The sequence below is a fragment of the Bradyrhizobium macuxiense genome (assembly GCF_007993935.1).
GTDB classification, from domain to species: domain Bacteria; phylum Pseudomonadota; class Alphaproteobacteria; order Rhizobiales; family Xanthobacteraceae; genus Bradyrhizobium; species Bradyrhizobium macuxiense_A.
Window position 1 is genome coordinate 149470 of record NZ_VITY01000015.1, and the last position, 19311, is coordinate 168780.

A 19311-nucleotide genomic window follows, 5' to 3' on the forward strand; every position below is an offset into this window, starting at 1 on the left:
CCCCGCAGGAGCGGGGCGAGGGAGCCACCGCTGCCGCGCGCTGCGGCATGTTTCCGCACTGTAGTCATCTGTGACTTGAGTTCGCTGCGCCGCTTTGGCAAGTCAGTCCGGTCACTCTCCCTCGTCCTGATCGGACACTTTCACTTTGCCCCTTTCCTCGAATCTTCGCGGCAGCCTGTTCATGGCTGCGGCCATGGCCAGCTTCACGGTCAACGACACCATCACCAAGGCGGTGTCGGCGGAGCTCAATATCGGGGAGATCCTGCTGGTCCGCGGTCTGGTCGCGATGGTGCTGGTTGCGGCACTCGCCTGGTACCGCGATGCGCTGCGCAGTTTTGGCGCGCTGTTGATCTGGCCGGTCGGATTGCGCGTGATCGGCGAGATTGGCGGCACGCTGACTTATCTGTCGGCGATCGCGCAGATTCCGCTCGCCAACGCGTCGGCGATTTTTCAAGCGCTGCCGCTGGTCATCACGCTGGGTGCGGCGTTGGTGTTCGGCGAGCCGGTCGGCTGGCGGCGCTGGCTTGCGATCGCGGCCGGCTTCATCGGCGTGCTGGTGATCGTCCGGCCCGGCGCGGAGGGTTTTAGCCAGGCCGCGCTGCTGGCGCTGGCGTCGGTTGGCTTCTGCGCGGTGCGCGATCTCGCGACCCGGCGCATCCCGAAGAACCTGCCGACCGTGTTCATCACGCTGCTGACGACCGTGACGGTGACGACGGCGGGCGCCGCCGTGCTGGTGCCGCTCGGCGGCTGGAAGCCGCCGTCCGGTCAGGCGCTCGGCCTGCTCACCTTCGCCGCGGTGCTGATCCTGATCGGCTATCAATGCATCATCGTGTCGCTGCGCACCGGCGACATCTCGGCGGTGGCGCCGTTCCGCTACACCGCGCTGCTGTGGGCGATGCTGACCGGCTATCTCGCCTTCGGCCACAAGCCCGACGGCGCGATGCTAGCGGGTGCCACGATCATCGTGGCCTCCGGCCTCTACGCCTTCTACCGCGAGCGCAAGCGCGATAAGCTCCGCCCGGCCGCGACGGGGCCGGGCCTGCCGCCGGATGGGCTGTGATCTATCCAAGATCCGTAGGATGATGGGTGGAGCGCAGCGATACCCATCAGCTTCGTGCCGTGGATATGAATTGATGGGTTTCGCGGAGTTTATCATCGGGCCGCGCTTGCGCGGACCCGTTGGCTCTACCCATCCTACGCAATCATTTGCCGCCTCACTTCGCGCAATGCGTGATCAGCCGTGCGACGAAATCGCCGCAGGCCTCGAGCTGCGACATCTCGACGAATTCATCCGGCGTGTGCGCCTGCGCGATTGCGCCGGGGCCGACCACGACCGACGGCACGTCCGCCATGCTGACGAATAGGCCGGCCTCGGTGCCGAAGGCGACCTTGGCGTGGTCGTTGCGGCCGGCGAGCTGCTTGGCGAGCGTGACGATTGGCGCGTCCGCCGTGGTGTCGAGCGCGGGGTAATCGAGGATTTCCTCGAAGTCGATGCCGCATTCGGGATGCTGCTGGCGCATCCTGGGCTCGATCTCGGCCTTCGCCCAGGCGATGATCGCGTCCGTCACCTGCCTCGACTCAGTGATGCCGATGCCGCGGCATTCGAACTCCACCACGCAATGGTCGGGTACGATGTTCAGCGCGGCGCCGCCGCGGACGATGCTGGTCAGCAAGGTCGAGTGCGGGACGTCGTAGAGGCTCTTCTGTTCGGCATCCGCGGCCAGCAACGCGGCGCGGCGGCGGATCTCCATGATCAGCTCGGCCGCATACTCGATCGCGTTCACCCCGTCCGGCGCGATCGAGGAGTGCCGGGCGAGCCCACGGAACGTGGCACGCACGCCGTGTTTGCCCTTGTGGCCGATGATCACCTGCATCTGGGTCGGCTCGCCGACGAAGCAGCCGAGCGGCTTGACCGGCTTGCGCGCGACCTCGCGCAGCATCGGCCGCACGCCGACGCAACCGATCTCCTCGTCATAGGAGATCGCAAGATTGATCGGCGTCTTCAGGTCGGCCGCGAGCATTTCCGGAACCATCGCGAGGCAGACGGCGACAAAGCCCTTCATGTCGGTGGTGCCGCGGCCGTAGAGCTTCCCGTCGCGCTCGACGAGTTCGAACGGGTCGTGGCTCCAGTCCTGTCCGACCACCGGCACGACGTCGGTATGCCCCGACAGGACCAGCCCGGCCTTGTCCTGTGGACCGACCGTGACCCACAGCGAAGACTTCTGCCCGGTCTCATCCACGATGCGCTGGCCGCTGACGCCAAGCGAAGCAAGATAGCGCTCGATGTAGTCGATCAGCGGCAAATTGCTGCGGTCGCTGACCGTGTCGAAGGCGACGAGGTCGGCCAAAAGCTTGCGGATGCGGTCGGGACGTTGATTTTGCATGGATAGGGCCGTGAGCGGGAATGGATCACGCGCGACCATAGCAACGAAACTGTGAAAGGGAAAAGAACCCGCCGCCCCGGGTGAGGGGGTTGTCCGGCCTGTGCGACTCGCAAGCCGGACCATACATTCCGTGTCGTCCTGGCGAAAGCCAGGACCCATTACCCCAAATCTCTATTGTTGCGCGAACGCTGGGGCCACGATCCCGTTCATCACCAAACGCGGTGGTTATGGGTCCTGGCTTTCGCCAGGACGACGCGTGAAGAGAGTCTCGTCCCAACACCTGTCATCGCCCGGCTCGACCAGGCGATCCAGTACGCCGCGGCCCATCGGTTCAAGCGCTGGCGTCTCTGGAATACCGGATCAGCAGCCTACGCGGGCGATGACATCGCTGTTTGACATCTTGAATCGAGAACCCATCCTCATCGTCGTCCCTGCGAAAGCAGGGACCCATAACCACTGATGGTCATTGTTGGACGATGCTGGAACGACGAGTCCCTTCCACCACACCTGCCGCGGCGTATGGGTCCCTGCTTTCGCAGGGACGACGGTGGTGGATGTGGCGCTGCTATCGCGTCATTCGGGCTGCGCCGGTACCGCGAACGGCGAGCACCGCTGCTAAATCGGCTTGCCCGTATACGGCATCGACGCCGTCAGGCCGCCGTCGACCGGGATGGCCTGGCCGTTGACGTAGGACGCTTCATCGCTCGCGAGGAACAATCCCATCGCGGCGAGCTCGTGCGGCTGGCCGGGGCGCTTCAGCGGATTGAGCTGGCCGATCTTGTCCTGGGTGCCGCGCTCCTTGGCGCGATCGAACACCGGCTTGGTCATGCCGGTCTCGATCAGGCCCGGGCAGATCGCATTGATGCGCACGCCGGTGCCGGAGAGCGAGTAGGCGGTGGTCTGCACCAGGCTGATGACGCCGGCCTTGCTCGCGCCGTAGGGATGTCCGCTGGCGCCGGACTTCAGGCCCGCGACGGAGGCGGTGCAGACGATCGAGCCGGAGCCTTGCTTGGTCATGTATGGAATCGAATGCTTGATCGCGAGGAACGGGCCGATCAGATTGACGCGCAGCACCTCCTGCCAATGTTCCGGAGTCTGATCGGCGAGCGGAACGAGGCCGCCGCTGACGCCGGCATTGGCCCAGATCGCGTCGAGCTTGCCGTATTTTGCGACGGCCTTGTCGATGAAGGCCTTCACGTCGCTCTCCGAGCCGGCGTCCGCGGTGACGGCTTCGACCGTGCCGCCCGCATCGCGCACCAGCTTGGCGGTCTCATTCACGCCATCGGTGCGATCGACCGCGATCAGCTTGGCGCCTTCCCTGGTGAACAGCAGCGAGGCCGCGCGGCCGATGCCGCTGCCTGCGCCGGTGATGATGACGGATTTGCCTTCGAGGCGGCCCATGAGATTCTCCCTGTTCACATGATCCGTGGCACGTCTGCCGCGCGACGGAATTCAAACAAAATTTCAAACGTCAGAAGCACTTGAGACGATGTGCGGCGTGACGTACAGCGTGACGGGACACTATTGAAGGGCTTATCCGATGTCCAATCCAGAGAAGCCTAACGTGACGGTGACGCGGTGGTGGTGGGTTCGTCACGCGCCGGTGCGCAGCGACGGCGGCAATATCTACGGGCAGGAGGATATCGACTGCGACACCGGCGATGTCGAAGTGTTCGAGGCGGTCGCAAAAATGCTGCCGCGCAACGCGGTGTGGTATTCGAGCAATCTGAAGCGCACGCACAAGACCGCGGAAGCGATCTGGGCTGCCGGTTTTCCGAAGCCCGACAGCATGACGCAGGAGCGCGACTTCGCCGAGCTGCATCTCGGCCGGTGGCAGGGCATGAACCGCGCCACATTTCTCGCCAGCCGTCCGCCGGGCAATCTCTGGTTTGCCGACGTCAACGAGCCGGCACCCGGCGGCGAGAGTTTCATGGATCTCTACACCCGCGTCTGCCGTACCATCGTGCGGATCACCGCAGCCGAGGCGGGCCGGGACATCATCGCGGTCGGCCATGGCGGCGTGATCAGGGCCGCGGTCGGTCTTGCGCTTGGCGGCCAGCCGGATCGCGGCCTGTCGTTTGATATCGACAATGTCTCGGTGACGCGGCTCGATCACATCGCGGCGCCCAACGTGTCGACCTGGCGGCTGCCGATGGTGAACCAGCAACCCTGGATCGCCGATCCCCGCCACGCCGCAATGCATCAGCCGTCCGGGCCCGAAGTCAGGCCGGCGAGCAAGCTTGCGTGATCGCTGCTATCGCAACACGACAACGCTGCCTAAGCTCAACGTAGAATTCGAACACATTACATCAGGGAGAGAAACATGACCTTGTTCGACATGAAGGGAAAAGTTGCCGTCATCACCGGCTCGACGCGCGGCATCGGGCGCGCGATCGCCGAGCGTATGGCCGAGCACGGCGCCAAGGTCGTGATCTCCTCGCGCAAGGCCGATGTCTGCGAGCAGGTGGCCGACGAGATCAACGCCAGCTACGGCAAGGGCACTGCGGTTGCAATCGCGGCCAACATCTCGTCGAAGGAAAATCTGCAGAACCTGGTCGATGAGAGCAATCGCGCCTTCGGCAAGATCGACGTGCTGGTCTGCAACGCGGCATCCAATCCTTACTACGGTCCGCTCGCCGGCATCTCCGACGATCAGTTCCGGAAAATCCTCGACAACAACATCGTCGCCAACAACTGGCTGATCTCGATGGTGGTGCCACAGATGATCGAGCGCAAGGACGGCTCCATCATCATCGTGTCCTCGATCGGCGGGTTGAAGGGCTCGACCATCCTCGGCGCCTACGCGATCTCGAAGGCCGCCGACATGCAGCTCGCGCGCAACCTCGCTTGCGAATACGGCAAGCACAATATCCGCGTGAACTGCATCGCGCCGGGCCTGATCAAGACCGACTTCGCCAAGGCGCTGTGGGACAATCCGGACAATCTGAAGGCCTCGACCGCGCGCTCGCCGCTGCTGCGGATCGGCGTGCCGGACGAGATCGCGGGCGCAGCCGTGATGATGGGCTCGCGCGCCGGCGACTTCATGACCGGCCAGACCATCGTGATCGACGGCGGCGCGACGATCAGCTGACGCGGAGCGTCATCCCGGGGCGCGCGTCAGCGCGAACCCCGATGTGCAATTGCACATCGGGGATCTCGATCTCGTTGCGCGAGATTCCGGGTTCAGCCCTGCGGGCTGCCCCGGAATGACGGATTACTCCACCGCCGCATACACCCCGTTCCGCACCAGCGAGCGGGTGTATTCGCGCTGGCCCGGGCCCTGCATCATGAAGACCGCGATCAGGTCTTCGCTCGGATCGATCCAGAAGAACGTGCCGGCCATGCCGCTCCAGAAGTATTGGCCGACCGAGCCGGAGAAAGGCGCGATGCCCTGCTGCATGCGCACGGCGAAGCCGAGGCCGAAGCTGTGGCCCGGCGACACCAGCGTGCCCTGGATCTTGACGCCGGCGCCGAGGTGATCGGAGGCCATGAATTCAAGCGTCTTGCGGCCGATGATCCTGGTGCCGTCGAGCGAGCCGCCGTTGAGCAGCATCTGGGCGAAGCGGGCATAGTCCATCGTGGTCGAAACCAGTCCGCCGCCGCCGGATTCCATTGCCGGCTTCTCCAGCATGTTGAACAGCTGCACCTTCTCGTTGGTCCAGGGATCGTTGGCAAACGCCTCGGCCAGCCGGCCGGCATTGGCTTCGGCGGTGTGGAAGGCGGTCTCGTTCATTTGCAGCGGCGCGAGGATGCGCTCAGTGAGGAACTCGCCCAGCGTCTTGCCGCTGACGACTTCGATGATGCGGCCGAGGATGTCGGTGGAGCGGCTGTAGTTCCACTCGGCGCCGGGCTGGCAGACCAGCGGCATGGCGGCGAGCATGGTGGCGTGCTCGGCATTGGTGATCTTGCGGCTGCGCAGCCGCGACTGCTTGTAGAGCTCCTGCACCGGGCCGTTGCCGGTGTGGTCGTACGTCAAACCCGATGTGTGGCGCAACAGGTCCTGGATGGTCATCTGCCGCTGCACCGGGACCAGCTCGAGCTTGCCGTCGCGTTCGACGCCGACCTTGGTCTCGGCGAATTCGGGGATGAACTTCGCGACGGGGTCGTTGAGCAGGAAGTGGCCGTCCTCCAGCAACTGCATGATGCCGACCGAGACGATCGGCTTGGTCATCGAGAAGATCCGGAAGATCGTGTCATGCGCCATCGGCGCCGCGGCCGCCGGGCTTTGCCGGCCGATCGCGTCGAACCAGCCGATCTGGCCGCGCCGTACCACCAGCACCGTGAAGCCGGGCGCGGTTCCCTTGTCGACCTCGCGCTTGAACGTGTCGGACAGCGCCTGCAGCCGCGCACTCGACAGTCCGATCGATTCGGGCTTGGCGAGGGGGAGGGACGGGGTGGTTGGGCTGGCGGCGTGCTTGGTGGCGGTCTGGGCGTTCATGGTCTCTCCCTGGTTCTTGATTCTTGCGGCGAGGTGCCGACGTTGGGTGATCTTGGGGTGATCTTGCGGGATCACCCAAGTCTGGCGCAGAAGTTTTGCAATGAACAGGAGCTTCGCTGCTTCGCCCTTGCAAACCGGCCATGCCCTGTGCTTGAAACGGCGCGAACCGGCGGCGACGCTGGTTCCCTGCAGGAGTGTAGCTCAATTGGTAGAGCACCGGTCTCCAAAACCGGGGGTCGCAGGTTCGAGCCCTGCCACTCCTGCCAGCTTTTAGCCAATAATTTGAATGCCTTGGCCGAGGTCCTGGACCCCGGCCATGATCATTTTGGGCTACTTGATGAGCGGGCAGCCGCCGTCCTTCAGCGGGCGGAACGCCTGATCGCCGGGCACCTCGGCGAGCACCTTGTAGTAATCCCACGGCGCCTTTGATTCCTCGGGCTTCTTGACTTCGAACAGGAACATCGAGTGCACCATGCGGCCGTCCTCGCGCACCACGCCATTGTCGGTAAAGGCGTCGCGGACCGGGGTCGCGCGCATCTTCGCCAACACCGGCTTGGTCTCCTTGGTGCCGGCGGCCTTCACGGCGTTGAGGTAGTGCAGGGTGGCGCTGTAGGTCGCGGCCTGGTTCATGGTCGGCATCCGCTTCATGCGCTCGAAGAAGCGCTTGCCGAAGGCGCGGGTGCGGTCGTTGAGATCCCAATAGTAGGCCTCGGTGATGATCAGGCCCTGCGCGAGCTTCAGCCCGAGGCTGTGGATGTCGGAGATGAACATCACGATACCGGCCAGATTCTGTCCGCCCGCGACGATGCCGAACTCGGCGGCCTGCTTGATCGCGTTGATGGTATCGCCGCCGCCATTGGCGAGGCCGACGATCTTCGCCTTCGACGACTGCGCCTGCAGCAGGAAGGACGAGAAGTCCGGCGTGTTGAGCGGGTGCCGGGCGCTGCCGAGCACCTTGCCGCCGGCGGCGCGGACCACGTCGCCGGTGTCGCGTTCGATCGAGTGGCCGAACACGTAGTCGGCGGTGATGAAGAACCAGGTGTCGCCCCCGTTCTTCACGATCGCGCTGCCGACGGTGTGGGCGTTGGCGTAGGTGTCGTAGGTCCAGTGCAGCGTGTAGGGCGAGCAGGATTTTCCGGTGATGTCGGAGCTCGCCGCGTCCGTCACGATCATGATCTTCTCGAACTGCTTCGACATCTCCATGCCGGCGAGCGCGGTTGCCGAGGTCGGCATGTCGATGATCATGTCGACGTTCTCGGCCTCGTACCATTTGCGGGTGATGGTGGCGGCGACGTCGGCCTTGTTAAGGGCGTCGGCCGTGACGAGCTCGATCGGCTTGCCGAACATCGAGCCGCCGAACTCCTCGATCGCCATCTTGGTGGCCTCGACATTCCCGGCGCCGCCGATGTCGGAATAGACCGACTGAAAATCGGTCAGCACGCCGATCTTGAGCGGCGTCTGTTGCGCGAGCGCGGGTCCGGCCCACGCCGCGGCGAGCAGGCCGGCGGCGGACAGACTCGTGGCGATGGATTTCATGGCGATGCGTCCTCCCAGGGTGTTCTTATCGGTTTGTCCGACAAAGCTAGATTTGCCCGGTTTCGGTGTCAATTCTGGCGGGCTTGGTGCGACAATCCGGCCAAGAATGGCCCATTTGACGCTCAAAAAGCCTTGGCCTAGACTTTGTCCGACAAACGACAATCGGGAGCCCTTGGGGTGGCCACCACGCCGCAGTTCCGCCGCATCGACCTCGCGCCGGCGTACCAGAAGGTCGCCGACGCGATCGAACGCGAGATCATCAACGGCCGGATCAAGCCGGGCGAGCCGATCGGCACCGAGCAGCAGCTGGTCGAACAGTTCGGCGTCAACCGCTCGACGGTGCGCGAAGGCATTCGCGTGCTTGAAGAGGGCGGGCTGATCCGTCGCGATTCCAGCCGCCGCCTGCAGGCCTGCCTGCCGCGCTACAACAAGCTCGCGACGCGATTGTCGCGCGCGCTGATCCTGCACGAGGTCACGTTCCGCGAATTGTTCGAGACCTCGATGACGCTGGAGGTCGCGAGCGTCGAGGGCGCGGTGGAGCGCGCAACCGAGGAGAACGTCGCGGAGCTTGCCGACAATGTCGAGCGCAGCGCTGATGTGGTCGGCAACCCCGCCGGGCTCGCCGAGCTCGACGCGGAATTCCACGTGTTGGTGGCGAAGGCCTCGCAGAACCGCGTGCTGCAGCTCGCCCGCGAGCCCGCCGCGCAACTGTTCTTTCCGACTACCGAGATGATCGTCGGCGGCGTGCCCGAAGGCGGGGCACGCCTGGTCGAGGCGCATCGCCGCATCCTCGATGCGATCAGGCGACGCGACAAGGAGGCCGGCGTGCTGTGGACGCGGCGGCATTTGCAGGACTGGCGGCGCGGCTTCGAGAAGATCGCCTCGCTCGATCGCTCGGTCGAGCACACCTACATGGAACACGCCTACGCCGCCCGACAATAGCCACGGCTAGGCCAACACCAGACAACGACAAAAAGCACATTCGGGAGGAACATATGAGCGACAACATCGCAGCAACCATCCAGCGCGCCCGCGAGCACAGCATCGGCGATCTGTTGCGCCGGTCGGCCAAGCGCTATCCAGCCAAGACCGCGCTGATCTGCGGCGAGGTCAGCTGGACCTTCGCGGAGATGGACGCGATTTGCAATCGGCTCGGGCGCGGACTGCTCGGCCTCGGCATTGCGAAGGGCGATCGCGTCGCGGTGCTGTCGCGCAATTCGCACGGCTTCGCGGCGCTGCGCTTTGCGGTGGCGCGGATCGGCGCGATCCTGGTGCCGATCAACTTCATGCTCAATCCCGACGAGATCAATTTCATTCTCGCCAATTCCGGTGCGAAGCTGCTCGCGGTCGGCCCCGATTTCGTGGAGACCGCGCACGCGGCGGCGGCCAAGGGGGCGGCGGTCGAAACCCTGATCTGGCTGCCGGGCGAGGACCCGGCCACCGCGCCCGACGGCATCACGACATTCGACAGTCTGCTGCACAGCGACGCCTCGGCGCCGGACGTATCGGTCGACAGCCGCGATCCCGCGCAGATCATCTACACCAGCGGCACGGAGTCGCTGCCGAAGGGCGCGATCCTGACCCATGAAGCCGTGATGTGGCAGTATGTCAGCTGCATCATCGACGGTGGCATGGCGAGCGACGACACCGTGTTGCACGCGCTGCCGCTCTATCATTGCGCGCAGCTCGACGTCTTCCTGGGACCTGCGATCTATCTCGGCGCCACCAGCCTCATCACCGGCAAGCCGGTGCCCGACAATGTCCTCGCGCTGATCGCAGCCCACAAGATCAACTCGTTCTTCGCGCCGCCGACGATCTGGATCGCGATGCTGCGCTCGGGCGCCTTCGACCGCACCGACCTGTCGACCCTGCGCAAGGGCTATTACGGCGCCTCGATCATGCCGGTCGAGGTGCTGCTCGAATTGCAGCGCCGGCTGCCCGACGTGAAGTTCTGGAATTTCTACGGCCAGACCGAGATCGCGCCGCTCGCGACCGTGCTCGCGCCGCAGGATCAGCTACCCAAGGCCGGCTCGGCCGGAAAGCCCGCGATCAATGTCGAGACCCGGGTGGTCAAGGCTGACATGACCGACGTCGGGGTGGGAGAGGTCGGTGAGATCGTGCACCGCTCGCCGCACCTGTTGTCCGGCTACTACAACGACCCCGTCAAGACCGCGGCGGCGTTCGCCGGCGGCTGGTTTCATTCCGGCGATCTCGCGACCGTCGATGCCGACGGCTACATCACCGTCGTCGATCGCGTGAAGGACATGATCAAGAGCGGCGGCGAGAACGTTGCGAGTCGTGAGGTCGAGGAGATGATCTACCGGCTGCCTGAGGTGTCGGAGGTCGCGGTGGTCGGGCTGCCCGATCCACGCTGGATCGAGGCGGTGGCCGCGATCGTCGTGGTCAAGGCCGGCGAGAGCCTCGATACCGAGGCCGTCATCAAGCACTGCGCGGCGTCGATGGCCCATTTCAAGGTGCCGAAGCGGGTCATCTTCGTGGACAGCCTGCCGAAGAATCCGAGCGGCAAGCTTCTGAAGCGTGAGCTGCGGCAGCGCTATGTCGGCGGCGCCACGCTGGATCAGGCGGTCCAGACGAGCTTCGCCGGATAGGTCAGCTATTGGCCGGCTGTCGCCGGCGCCTTGTCCGACCATTCCGGCGGCAAGCCAAGCCTGCCGGCGGCCATGCCGACCAGGCCGGGACTGCGGCCGAAGGCCTCACAGGCGGCATACTTCGGTTTGCCGCCGAGCGTGGCGCCAATCTTGTCGAACGATGGCAACTCCGGTGCCTTGCCGAATGGCGTCGCGCCGGTGACGACGAGCTTGCTGAAGTCGTCGCTGAAGGAGGCGGCGAGATCGTAGGCATCGGCGGCGCTGGAGACCATCGGCGAGTTGGTGAATGAATTCGCGCCGCGGGCCCAGACCGTCGCCGCCTGCTGGCGGCTGGCCGGATCGCGCACCTCGGCTTCGACCGTCAGGCTGCCGAGCCCGATCGGCAACCGCGGCACCGGCACAGGGACGCCGGCCCCAAGCGCGGTGGGCAGAATGCCGACCACCTTGGAGGCGCCCGCGGCGACCTCGTCGGTCGGCGCCGCCTGGGTGACCAGCGCATGCGCCGTCAGGTCCGCGGGCTGATCGGAGCCAACGACCTGAAGCCGCTCGCTCAGGCCCATGCAGATCGAACGATTGATCGCGTTTGCCACCAGACTTCGCTGCTCCTGCGACAGCGTTGGCGACGCCGCTTGTGAGAAGGTGGTCGGTACGATCCGTACCGTCTTCGCGGCAAGCACCTCGTCCTTGTTGACGCGCACCAGCGATTTCGCCAGCAGTCCGTCGGACTGCGTCAGGTTGTCATAGGAGGCCAGTGATCCACCTCTGGTCAACGGCGCGCTGGCGCAACCCGACAGCAACGCCATCGCGACCACAGCTCCGGCAAGCGAGGATGACCGGTTGTACGGACCATCACGCCATGCCTGTCCCGTGCTCTGCGCGTCTGCCGCAGCGCCGGGTCGAAACTCCACTTTCATGTCACCCCTCGAACGACCGCTCACCCCAGAAACGATCGCGTGTGACGATAGAGCGGGGCCGCCCTGGTCGGGATTAAGAGATATTAAGTCAGATGTAGCTCGCGAAACCGTGCGACCTATTTGTGCCGCATTTGGCCGCGCACGCTTAACAAAACGCTATATTTGCACGCTGCGCATCCGCGGCGGACGTCTCTAAATGCCGTGATGCAAATCCTGGAATACGACCTCGTGGCTATCCCCGTCACCAATGCGCGGATCCTCTGCGTCGAGGACGATGCCGATATCGCGCGCATGCTGGCCGAGGTGCTTGACGATAGCGGCTTCAGGCCGGTGCTGGTCGGCTCGGCCGTGGAGATGGATGCACTGCTCAAGCACGAGAGCTTCGACCTCATCGTGCTCGACGTGATGCTGCCAGGCGAGGATGGGCTGAGCATCTGCCGGCGCCTGCGCATGTCGTCCCCAATTCCGATCATCATGGTCACCGCGCGCGGCGAAGACATCGACCGCATCCTCGGCCTCGAGCTCGGCGCCGATGACTACGTGACCAAGCCGTTCAATTCGCGCGAGCTGGTCGCCCGCATCCGCGCATTGCTGCGCCGGATCGAGAGCGGCGCTGCATCGCGCTCCCGGCCGCGTCCTCTGACCTTCGCCGGATGGCGGATCAATCCCACGACGCGCGAACTGCATGATCCCGCCGGCGTCCGGATCACGCTGACCGGCGCCGAGTTCGATCTGCTGCTGGCATTCTGCCGCAATCCGGGACAGGTGCTGTCACGCGAGCAATTGATCGAGCAGGCCTTCGGCGGCCTGATCGCGTCGGTCGAGCGCAGCGTCGACGTTCATATCAGCCGCATCAGGCAGAAGATCGAGCCGGATCCGAAGGACCGCTCGATGATCAAGACGGTGCGGCTCGGCGGCTACCTGTTCACGCCTGCGGTCGAGCAGATCTGATGGAATGGGCGCGGCGGTTGATTCCTCGCAGCATCGCCGCGCAGCTCATGAGCCTCGTCGCGCTCTCGGAGCTGATCGGCATCACGCTCGCGGCCGCGATCATTATCTTTCTGTTCGATTCTCCCTCGATCAATGACACGCAGAAGTTTCTTGCGGGCCGGGTCGCGGAGCTCACGCAGCTGCTGCGTTTCGCGAAGGCGCCAGGCGACGCGGATGAACTGCTGGCGGCAGCCAGGCGCGGCGGTCTCGACGTCAGGCGCGTCGCGCTCGGCGAACTCGTGCCTCGGGCGGCCGGAGAGATGCGATCGTTTTCCATGAGAGGGTATCGGCAGCTGGCGGCCGAGCCTGGAATTGAGTTGCTGGAGGAGCTCCGCCATCCCGCGGGCTCGTCGTCACAGGTGGTCGTGAAGCTCGACGACGGCCATGCATTGATGGCCGACGTTGCGGTCAAGGGCGGCTTCTGGTCCTTTATGCTCCGCCCGGCGGCCGCAGGCGCGATCATCGTGCTGATCTCCATGCTGCTGCTGTCGGTTTATGCGGTGCGTTGGGTGATCGCACCGCTGGCGGACGTCGCACGGGCCACGACGTCGTTCGGCCGCTCGCCGCGGGCTCCCGAGGTGCTGCGCCGGCGCGGTCCGCGCGAAATCGCCCAGGTCGCCGACGCGCTGAACGACATGCGCACCCGGATCGCTGCGCTGCTCGACGACCGCACCCGCATGCTGGCTGCCATCAGTCATGACCTGCGCACGCCGCTGACGCGGCTCCGCCTGCGCTCCGAGCGCGTCGGCGACGACACCCTGCGCCCGGCGATGCTGGGCGATATCGCCAAGATGACGCGCATGATCAACGAGACGCTGGAGTACCTTCGCGACGATGCGCGCTCCGAGGCGGTCACGTGCATCGACCTGCCGAGTTTCCTGCAGACCATCTGTTCGGAGTTCGCCGACACCGGCTACGCGGTATCCTATGCCGGGCCGGCGCGTTTGCCTTACGCCTGCCGGCCGCGCGCGCTGTCGCGTGCCGTCACCAATATCGTGGAGAACGCGGTCAAGCATGGCAGCACGATCACGGTGGCGCTGCGGCCCACGACCTCCGATCACATCGAGATCGAGGTGGCCGACGACGGGCCCGGTATCGCGCCGGCGCTGCGCGACAAGGTGTTCGAGCCGTTCTTCAAGGCTGACAGTGCGCGGCAGGGAAGCGGCGGCTTCGGGCTCGGGCTCTCGATCGCCCTCGATATTGCCAAGCGCCATGGCGGCAGCATCGAATTGAAGCCGCGTCAGCCAAGCGGGTTGCTTGTGTCCATGCTGCTGCCGCCGGAGCCCGTCCTGGTCTAGACGGCGCCGTTGCCGGCCGCGATCAGAGCGCCGTCATCGGCGGGAGCCTTTGATATCCCGGGCGCTGTCCGGCTATCCCCTTGATTCAAGAGGCCCAATGCTGGTCCGGCCCGGACCGGGCCGGGGCCGGGCGCGACGGTGCCGATCTTGACGTTTGGCTCCTCTCGCAGTAGATACCCGGCACTCGCAGCCGGCCCGCTTTGATGGCGGATATCCGGCGCGGCCTAATTCCCCGAACATTCGAGCTCGTTTATCGGCTCAACCTTCCAAACGAGGGCTGGGTCCGCAAGGTCGGCTGTTCGGATTCCTTGAAACGTTGCAATCGTCCGGAGACGGACGCGGATCCCACGATGGCTTTCAGCCCGTTCAAATTCCTTCAGGAAGTGCGCTCGGAGACCGCCAAGGTCACCTGGCCGACGCGCCGCGAGACGACGATCACCACCATCATGGTGTTCGTGATGGTGGCGCTGGCCTCGATCTTCTTCTTCGCCGCTGATCAGATCATCCGTTATCTGATCACCCTGATACTGGGCATCCACTCATGAGCATGGGAACTCAATTGATGGACAAGCGCTGGTACATCGTTCACGCCTATTCGAACTTCGAGAAGAAGGTTCAGGAATCGATCCGCGAGCAGGCCAAGCAGCGCGGGCTGGAAGAGCTGTTCGAGCAGATTCTCGTGCCGACCGAAAAGGTCACCGAGGTGCGGCGCGGCCGCAAGATCGACGCCGAGCGCAAGTTCTTCCCGGGCTACGTGCTGGTGAAGATGAAGCTGACCGACGAGGCGTTCCATCTGATCAAGAACACCCCGAAGGTGACCGGCTTCCTCGGCGCGGAAAACAAGCCGATGCCGATCTCGGAAGCCGAGGCGATGCGGATCCTGCACCAGGTGCAGGAGGGCGTGGAGCGTCCGAAGGCGTCGGTGTCGTTCGAAATCGGCGAGAACGTGCGCGTGGCCGACGGCCCGTTCGCCTCGTTCTCCGGCGTGGTGGAAGAAATCGACGAGGCGCGCTCGCGCGTGAAGGTCGCGGTGTCGATCTTCGGCCGTGCGACCCCCGTGGAACTGGAATTCGGTCAGGTCGAAAAGGTGGTCTGACCGGACGGCGTGGGGTATATGCCTCGCGTCAAGTAAGAGGCCGTGGGAGGGAGGAGGCGGTCGCCAGCCCCTTCAACCGAACCACGGAACCTGAAACCGCCGGCACCGTCCGGCACAACAGGAGTGATAAATGGCAAAAAAAGTGACCGGATACCTGAAGCTTCAGGTCCCGGCCGGTGCGGCGAATCCTTCGCCCCCGATCGGCCCCGCGCTTGGTCAGCGCGGTCTGAACATCATGGAGTTCTGCAAGGCGTTCAACGCCCAGACCCAGAAGGAAGAGAAGAACACCCCGATCCCGGTGATCATCACGATCTATGCGGACCGGTCCTTCACCTTCGAGATGAAGACCCCTCCGATGTCCTACTTCCTCAAGCAGGCCGCCAAGATCCAGTCCGGATCGAAGGCGCCGGGCCGTGACAAGGCCGGTGCGGTGACCAAGGCGCAGGTGCGCGAGATCGCCGAGAAGAAGATGAAGGACTTGAATTGCGACACCATTGAATCGGCCATGAAGATGGTCGAGGGCTCTGCCCGCTCGATGGGTCTGGAAGTTGCGGGGTAACGGGCCATGACAATCGGAAAGCGTCTGAAGAAGGCCCGCGAGGGTGTCGATCGCGAGAAGCTCTACCCGCTCGCGGACGCCATCAAGATGGTCAAGGAGCGCGCCAAGTCGAAGTTCGACGAGACGATCGAAATCGCGATCAATCTCGGCGTCGACCCGCGCCACGCCGACCAGATGGTCCGCGGCGTCGTCAACCTGCCGAACGGCACCGGCCGCACGCTGCGCGTCGGCGTGTTCGCGCGCGGCGCCAAGGCTGAGGAAGCCAAGGCCGCCGGTGCAGACGTCGTCGGTGCCGAAGACCTGGTCGAGAAGGTGCAGGGCGGTGCGATCGATTTCGATCGTTGTATCGCGACCCCCGACATGATGCCGCTGGTCGGCCGCCTCGGTAAGGTGCTCGGTCCGCGCGGCATGATGCCGAACCCGAAGATCGGCACCGTGACCATGGATGTCACCAACGCCGTGAAGGGCGCCAAGGGCGGCTCGGTCGAGTTCCGCGTCGAGAAGGCCGGCATCGTGCAGGCCGGCATCGGCAAGGCCTCGTTCTCCGAGGACAAGCTGGTCGAGAACGTCAAGGCGCTCGCCGACGCGGTCTCCAAGGCGAAGCCGGCCGGTTCCAAGGGCACCTACATCCAGCGCGTGGCGGTTTCCTCCACCATGGGCCCGGGCGTGAAGGTCGAGCCGGGCACGATCCTCGGCTGAGAACTCCAGCCGTGACGAGATAAAGAGGGGCGGGATCGGGCAACCGGTTCCGCCCTTTGTTTTTGCCAGAGCGTTTTCGAGCGAAGTGGGTACCGGTTCGCGTGAAGAAAACGCGTCAAACAAGACCCTGAAGTGTCTCGCAGGAAACAACAACAATGCCCGATAAGGTCCTTGTCTATTCACGCTTTCCCAAGGCCCAGCTGATCCGCTTCGGCGAGCGCTATGAGCTGCTCAATGCGGCAGGCAAGCGGCTGGACGAAGCGTTCCCGGCGGCCGAGCTTGCCGACATCAGAGCCATGATCACCGCGGGCGGCACGGCGCTCGGCGCCGACGCCATGGATCGGCTGCCGAAGCTCGGCGCGATCATCTGCTACGGCACCGGCTATGACGGCGTCGATCTCGCCGCCGCCGCCAAGCGCGGCATCGCGGTCGGCCATAGTCCCGGTGCCAATGCGGCATCGGTTGCCGACACGGCGGTGACCCTGATGCTTGCCTCGGTGCGCCGTCTGATGGTGGCCGATCATTACGTGCGGAGCGGTGACTGGGCCGGTGCAAAGCCATCGCCGATGATGCGGCCGCAAGCCGGCATGCGCGGCCGCAAGGTCGGTGTCTACGGCATGGGCGAGATCGGTCGCAAGATCGCCGCCCGGGTCGCCGCCTTCGAGACCGAGGTCGGCTATTTCAGCCGCTCGAAGCACGACGTGCCCTACCAGTATTTTCCGACGCTGGAGGCGCTCGCCGACTGGTGCAGCGTGCTCATGATCGCCGTACGTGCCGGCGCCGAGACCGAGCACGCGGTCAGCGCCGATATCCTGCGCCGGCTCGGCAGCGACGGATTTGTCGTCAACATCTCGCGCGGCTCGGTCATTGACGAAACGGCGCTGGTCGCTGCGCTGACCGACGGCGTGATCGCCGGCGCCGGCCTCGATGTGTTCGCCCGGGAGCCGCATGCGCCGGATGCGCTGACGGCGCTGCCGAACGTGGTGCTGTCGCCGCATCTCGGCGGCCATACCCTGGAATCGCACGTCGCGATGCAGGACTGCGTACTCGCCAATCTCGATGCGTTCTTTGCCGGCGACCCGCTGCCGTATAAGGTGAGGGGCGCTTGAGCGCCTACCGGTTCCCGTTTCGGAACCGGTATCCGGCCGTCATATTAAACTGGTCCAATATTTGCTCTTGGCAAGTACGGCAGGACCGGCTACATAGCGCGCTCCGGGCGTGCTGGCACTTGCTGGCATGTCCGTGCTCGCATTCCGAAAACCTGAGATGATAGGAGATCATTCCTTTCCGCATGCCCGCAAGGATGCTCGAAAGGAAGGAGACCCGTCGCCTCGGAATGGAATGAGAGCAGGGGCCTTCAGCGTGCTGAAGTGCCTCGATCCTGTCCAAGACTGCAGGCGCCCGCGAGAACTTCGTGTTTTCAACGGCTTAATCGCATGGCCTGCATAGACGGGTGAAGACCGGATTTCGCACTTCACGTCGCGGCATGTTCGCGGCTGGAAGGCTGGTTTGGTTCGAACCTCGACAGCCCATGGCCGCAAGGCTCTGGGAGGGCAGGCTTCTAGATGTCGTCTTGCCCGGCATGTCCGAAGGGTGTTGCACCCTCTGGATCAGGTTTAGGGCGGGACGATGGGTGCAACCCGGCGGTCCTGCCTTCGCGGAAAGGCCGCCAACCGGAAAGAGCTTGCTGTGGAACGAGCGGCAAAAAAAGAGTCGGTCGAACAACTTAACGAGGTCTTCAAGACCACGTCGGTTGCGATCGTTGCTCACTATTCCGGCCTCACCGTGGCCCAGATGCAGAAGCTGCGCATGCAGATGAAGCAGGCGGGCGCATCGGTGAAGGTCTCGAAGAACCGTCTCGCCAAAATTGCTCTTGAAGGCACTGACGTCGCTGCCATCGGCTCCCTGCTGAAGGGACCGACCGTGATCGCTACTTCGAACGATCCGGTTGCGGCGCCAAAGGTTGCCATCGAATTCGCCAAGGCGAACGAGAAGTTCGTCATCCTCGGCGGCTCGATGGGTAAAACCGTCCTGAATGTCGACAGCGTGAAGGCGCTTGCCTCACTGCCGTCGCTCGACGAACTGCGCGGCAAGATCGTTGGCCTCATCGTGGCGCCGGCGACCAAGCTTGCTCAGCTCTCGAATGCGCCCGCGGCCAAGCTTGCGCGCGTCATTCAGGCTCATGCCTCAAAGGGCGAAGCGGCCTGACCCTTCGCTAATCTCAAACCTGGTTCGAACCAAACGTTTAAGGAACTGAACAATGGCTGATCTGCAGAAAATCGTCGACGACCTCTCGAGCCTCACCGTGCTCGAAGCGGCCGAACTCGCCAAGCTCCTCGAAGAAAAGTGGGGCGTGTCCGCCGCTGCCGCCGTCGCGGTGGCTGGCCCGGCTGCCGGCGGTGCTGCCGCTGCTCCGGCTGAAGAGAAGACCGACTTCACCGTCGTGCTGGCTGCGGCCGGCGACAAGAAGATCGAAGTCATCAAGGAAGTCCGCGCCATCACGGGCCTCGGCCTGAAGGAAGCCAAGGACCTCGTCGAAGGCGCTCCGAAGCCCGTCAAGGAAGGCGTCAACAAGGAAGAAGCCGACAAGATCAAGGCCCAGCTCGAGAAGGCTGGCGCCAAGGTCGAGCTCAAGTAATGCGCGATCCGGGAGCGCCGCAGGGCGCTCCCGGGCGATGCAAACGGCGTGCGACAGGTTGTCGCGTGGCGCGCCGGACACAAAAAAGTGTGGGGATCCGTGGACTTAACCCTCGAATCTCCTTTATTGCCATCCCATATCGGGTTGGCA

At 64.5% G+C, this 19311-nt stretch carries 19 protein-coding genes and 1 tRNA gene; 15 read left to right on the forward strand and 5 right to left on the reverse strand.

Features of this window, described 5'->3' with window-relative positions; all coding sequences use genetic code 11:
* The first annotated feature begins 145 nt into the window (after positions 1–145).
* Positions 146–1060 (forward strand): DMT family transporter, encoded by a 915-nt coding sequence (locus FBZ93_RS32560; protein WP_146991503.1) that lies wholly within the window; start codon positions 146–148, stop codon positions 1058–1060.
* Positions 1061–1214: 154 nt separating this feature from the next.
* Here the strand turns inward: FBZ93_RS32560 and argE are convergent, their stop codons facing one another.
* Positions 1215–2384, reverse strand: a complete 1170-nt coding sequence (gene argE, locus FBZ93_RS32565; protein WP_146991504.1) for an acetylornithine deacetylase — start codon at positions 2382–2384, stop codon at positions 1215–1217.
* Positions 2385–2999: 615 nt separating this feature from the next.
* Positions 3000–3785 carry an SDR family NAD(P)-dependent oxidoreductase gene (locus tag FBZ93_RS32570; RefSeq protein ID WP_146991505.1) on the reverse strand — a complete coding sequence of 262 codons (786 nt, stop codon included), beginning with the start codon at positions 3783–3785 and terminating at the stop codon, positions 3000–3002.
* Between the two features lie 139 nt (positions 3786–3924).
* Here FBZ93_RS32570 and FBZ93_RS32575 point away from each other — a divergent pair, with 139 nt between their 5' ends.
* Positions 3925–4632, forward strand: a complete 708-nt coding sequence (locus FBZ93_RS32575) for a histidine phosphatase family protein (RefSeq protein WP_146991506.1) — start codon at positions 3925–3927, stop codon at positions 4630–4632.
* Positions 4633–4707: 75 nt separating this feature from the next.
* A complete protein-coding gene (locus FBZ93_RS32580; protein ID WP_146991507.1) occupies positions 4708–5475 on the forward strand; it encodes an SDR family NAD(P)-dependent oxidoreductase in 768 nt (255 codons plus the stop codon).
* A 123-nt stretch (positions 5476–5598) separates the two neighbouring features.
* Here FBZ93_RS32580 and FBZ93_RS32585 read toward each other — a convergent pair whose 3' ends face one another.
* Complete coding sequence (locus tag FBZ93_RS32585) at positions 5599–6822, reverse strand: serine hydrolase domain-containing protein (protein WP_146991508.1); 1224 nt, start codon at positions 6820–6822, stop codon at positions 5599–5601.
* 190 nt (positions 6823–7012) lie between these two features.
* On the opposite strand from FBZ93_RS32585, the gene FBZ93_RS32590 reads away from it, so the two are divergent.
* Positions 7013–7088: transfer RNA gene (locus FBZ93_RS32590), tRNA-Trp, on the forward strand.
* Between the two features lie 64 nt (positions 7089–7152).
* On the opposite strand, the gene FBZ93_RS32595 is transcribed toward FBZ93_RS32590, so the two are convergent.
* Entirely contained in the window at positions 7153–8358 is a 1206-nt protein-coding gene (locus FBZ93_RS32595; protein ID WP_146991509.1) for an ABC transporter substrate-binding protein, read from the reverse strand.
* Positions 8359–8535: 177 nt separating this feature from the next.
* On the opposite strand from FBZ93_RS32595, the gene FBZ93_RS32600 reads away from it, so the two are divergent.
* Complete coding sequence (locus FBZ93_RS32600) at positions 8536–9300, forward strand: FadR/GntR family transcriptional regulator (protein WP_146991510.1); 765 nt, start codon at positions 8536–8538, stop codon at positions 9298–9300.
* Positions 9301–9353: 53 nt separating this feature from the next.
* Positions 9354–10967, forward strand: coding sequence for an acyl-CoA synthetase (locus FBZ93_RS32605; RefSeq protein ID WP_146991511.1), 1614 nt, complete (start codon positions 9354–9356; stop codon positions 10965–10967).
* 5 nt (positions 10968–10972) lie between these two features.
* On the opposite strand, the gene FBZ93_RS32610 is transcribed toward FBZ93_RS32605, so the two are convergent.
* Complete coding sequence (locus FBZ93_RS32610; RefSeq protein ID WP_146991512.1) at positions 10973–11881, reverse strand: DUF3313 domain-containing protein; 909 nt, start codon at positions 11879–11881, stop codon at positions 10973–10975.
* A 204-nt stretch (positions 11882–12085) separates the two neighbouring features.
* Between FBZ93_RS32610 and FBZ93_RS32615 the strand changes: the two genes are divergently transcribed.
* The 9 genes from FBZ93_RS32615 to rplL all read left to right on the forward strand — a co-directional run bounded on the left by FBZ93_RS32615 (position 12086) and on the right by rplL (position 19161).
* Positions 12086–12832, forward strand: coding sequence for a response regulator (locus FBZ93_RS32615; protein ID WP_146991513.1), 747 nt, complete (start codon positions 12086–12088; stop codon positions 12830–12832).
* Between the two features lie 17 nt (positions 12833–12849).
* A complete protein-coding gene (locus tag FBZ93_RS32620; protein ID WP_246667746.1) occupies positions 12850–14169 on the forward strand; it encodes an ATP-binding protein in 1320 nt (439 codons plus the stop codon).
* 350 nt (positions 14170–14519) lie between these two features.
* On the forward strand, positions 14520–14714 hold the full coding sequence (secE, locus tag FBZ93_RS32625; protein WP_146991515.1) for a preprotein translocase subunit SecE: 195 nt from the start codon (positions 14520–14522) through the stop codon (positions 14712–14714).
* Between the two features lie 17 nt (positions 14715–14731).
* Positions 14732–15265: a transcription termination/antitermination protein NusG gene (nusG, locus tag FBZ93_RS32630; RefSeq protein WP_021081670.1), complete on the forward strand. Its 534-nt coding sequence runs from the start codon at positions 14732–14734 to the stop codon at positions 15263–15265.
* A 130-nt stretch (positions 15266–15395) separates the two neighbouring features.
* Positions 15396–15824 (forward strand): 50S ribosomal protein L11, encoded by a 429-nt coding sequence (gene rplK / locus FBZ93_RS32635; RefSeq protein ID WP_050420385.1) that lies wholly within the window; start codon positions 15396–15398, stop codon positions 15822–15824.
* 6 nt (positions 15825–15830) lie between these two features.
* Entirely contained in the window at positions 15831–16523 is a 693-nt protein-coding gene (rplA, locus tag FBZ93_RS32640) for a 50S ribosomal protein L1 (RefSeq protein ID WP_021081669.1), read from the forward strand.
* A 155-nt stretch (positions 16524–16678) separates the two neighbouring features.
* Positions 16679–17632: a 2-hydroxyacid dehydrogenase gene (locus FBZ93_RS32645; RefSeq protein ID WP_146991516.1), complete on the forward strand. Its 954-nt coding sequence runs from the start codon at positions 16679–16681 to the stop codon at positions 17630–17632.
* 580 nt (positions 17633–18212) lie between these two features.
* Positions 18213–18731 (forward strand): 50S ribosomal protein L10, encoded by a 519-nt coding sequence (gene rplJ, locus FBZ93_RS32650; RefSeq protein ID WP_146991572.1) that lies wholly within the window; start codon positions 18213–18215, stop codon positions 18729–18731.
* 52 nt (positions 18732–18783) lie between these two features.
* A complete protein-coding gene (gene rplL / locus FBZ93_RS32655) occupies positions 18784–19161 on the forward strand; it encodes a 50S ribosomal protein L7/L12 (protein ID WP_050402243.1) in 378 nt (125 codons plus the stop codon).
* Positions 19162–19311: the final 150 nt, after the last annotated feature.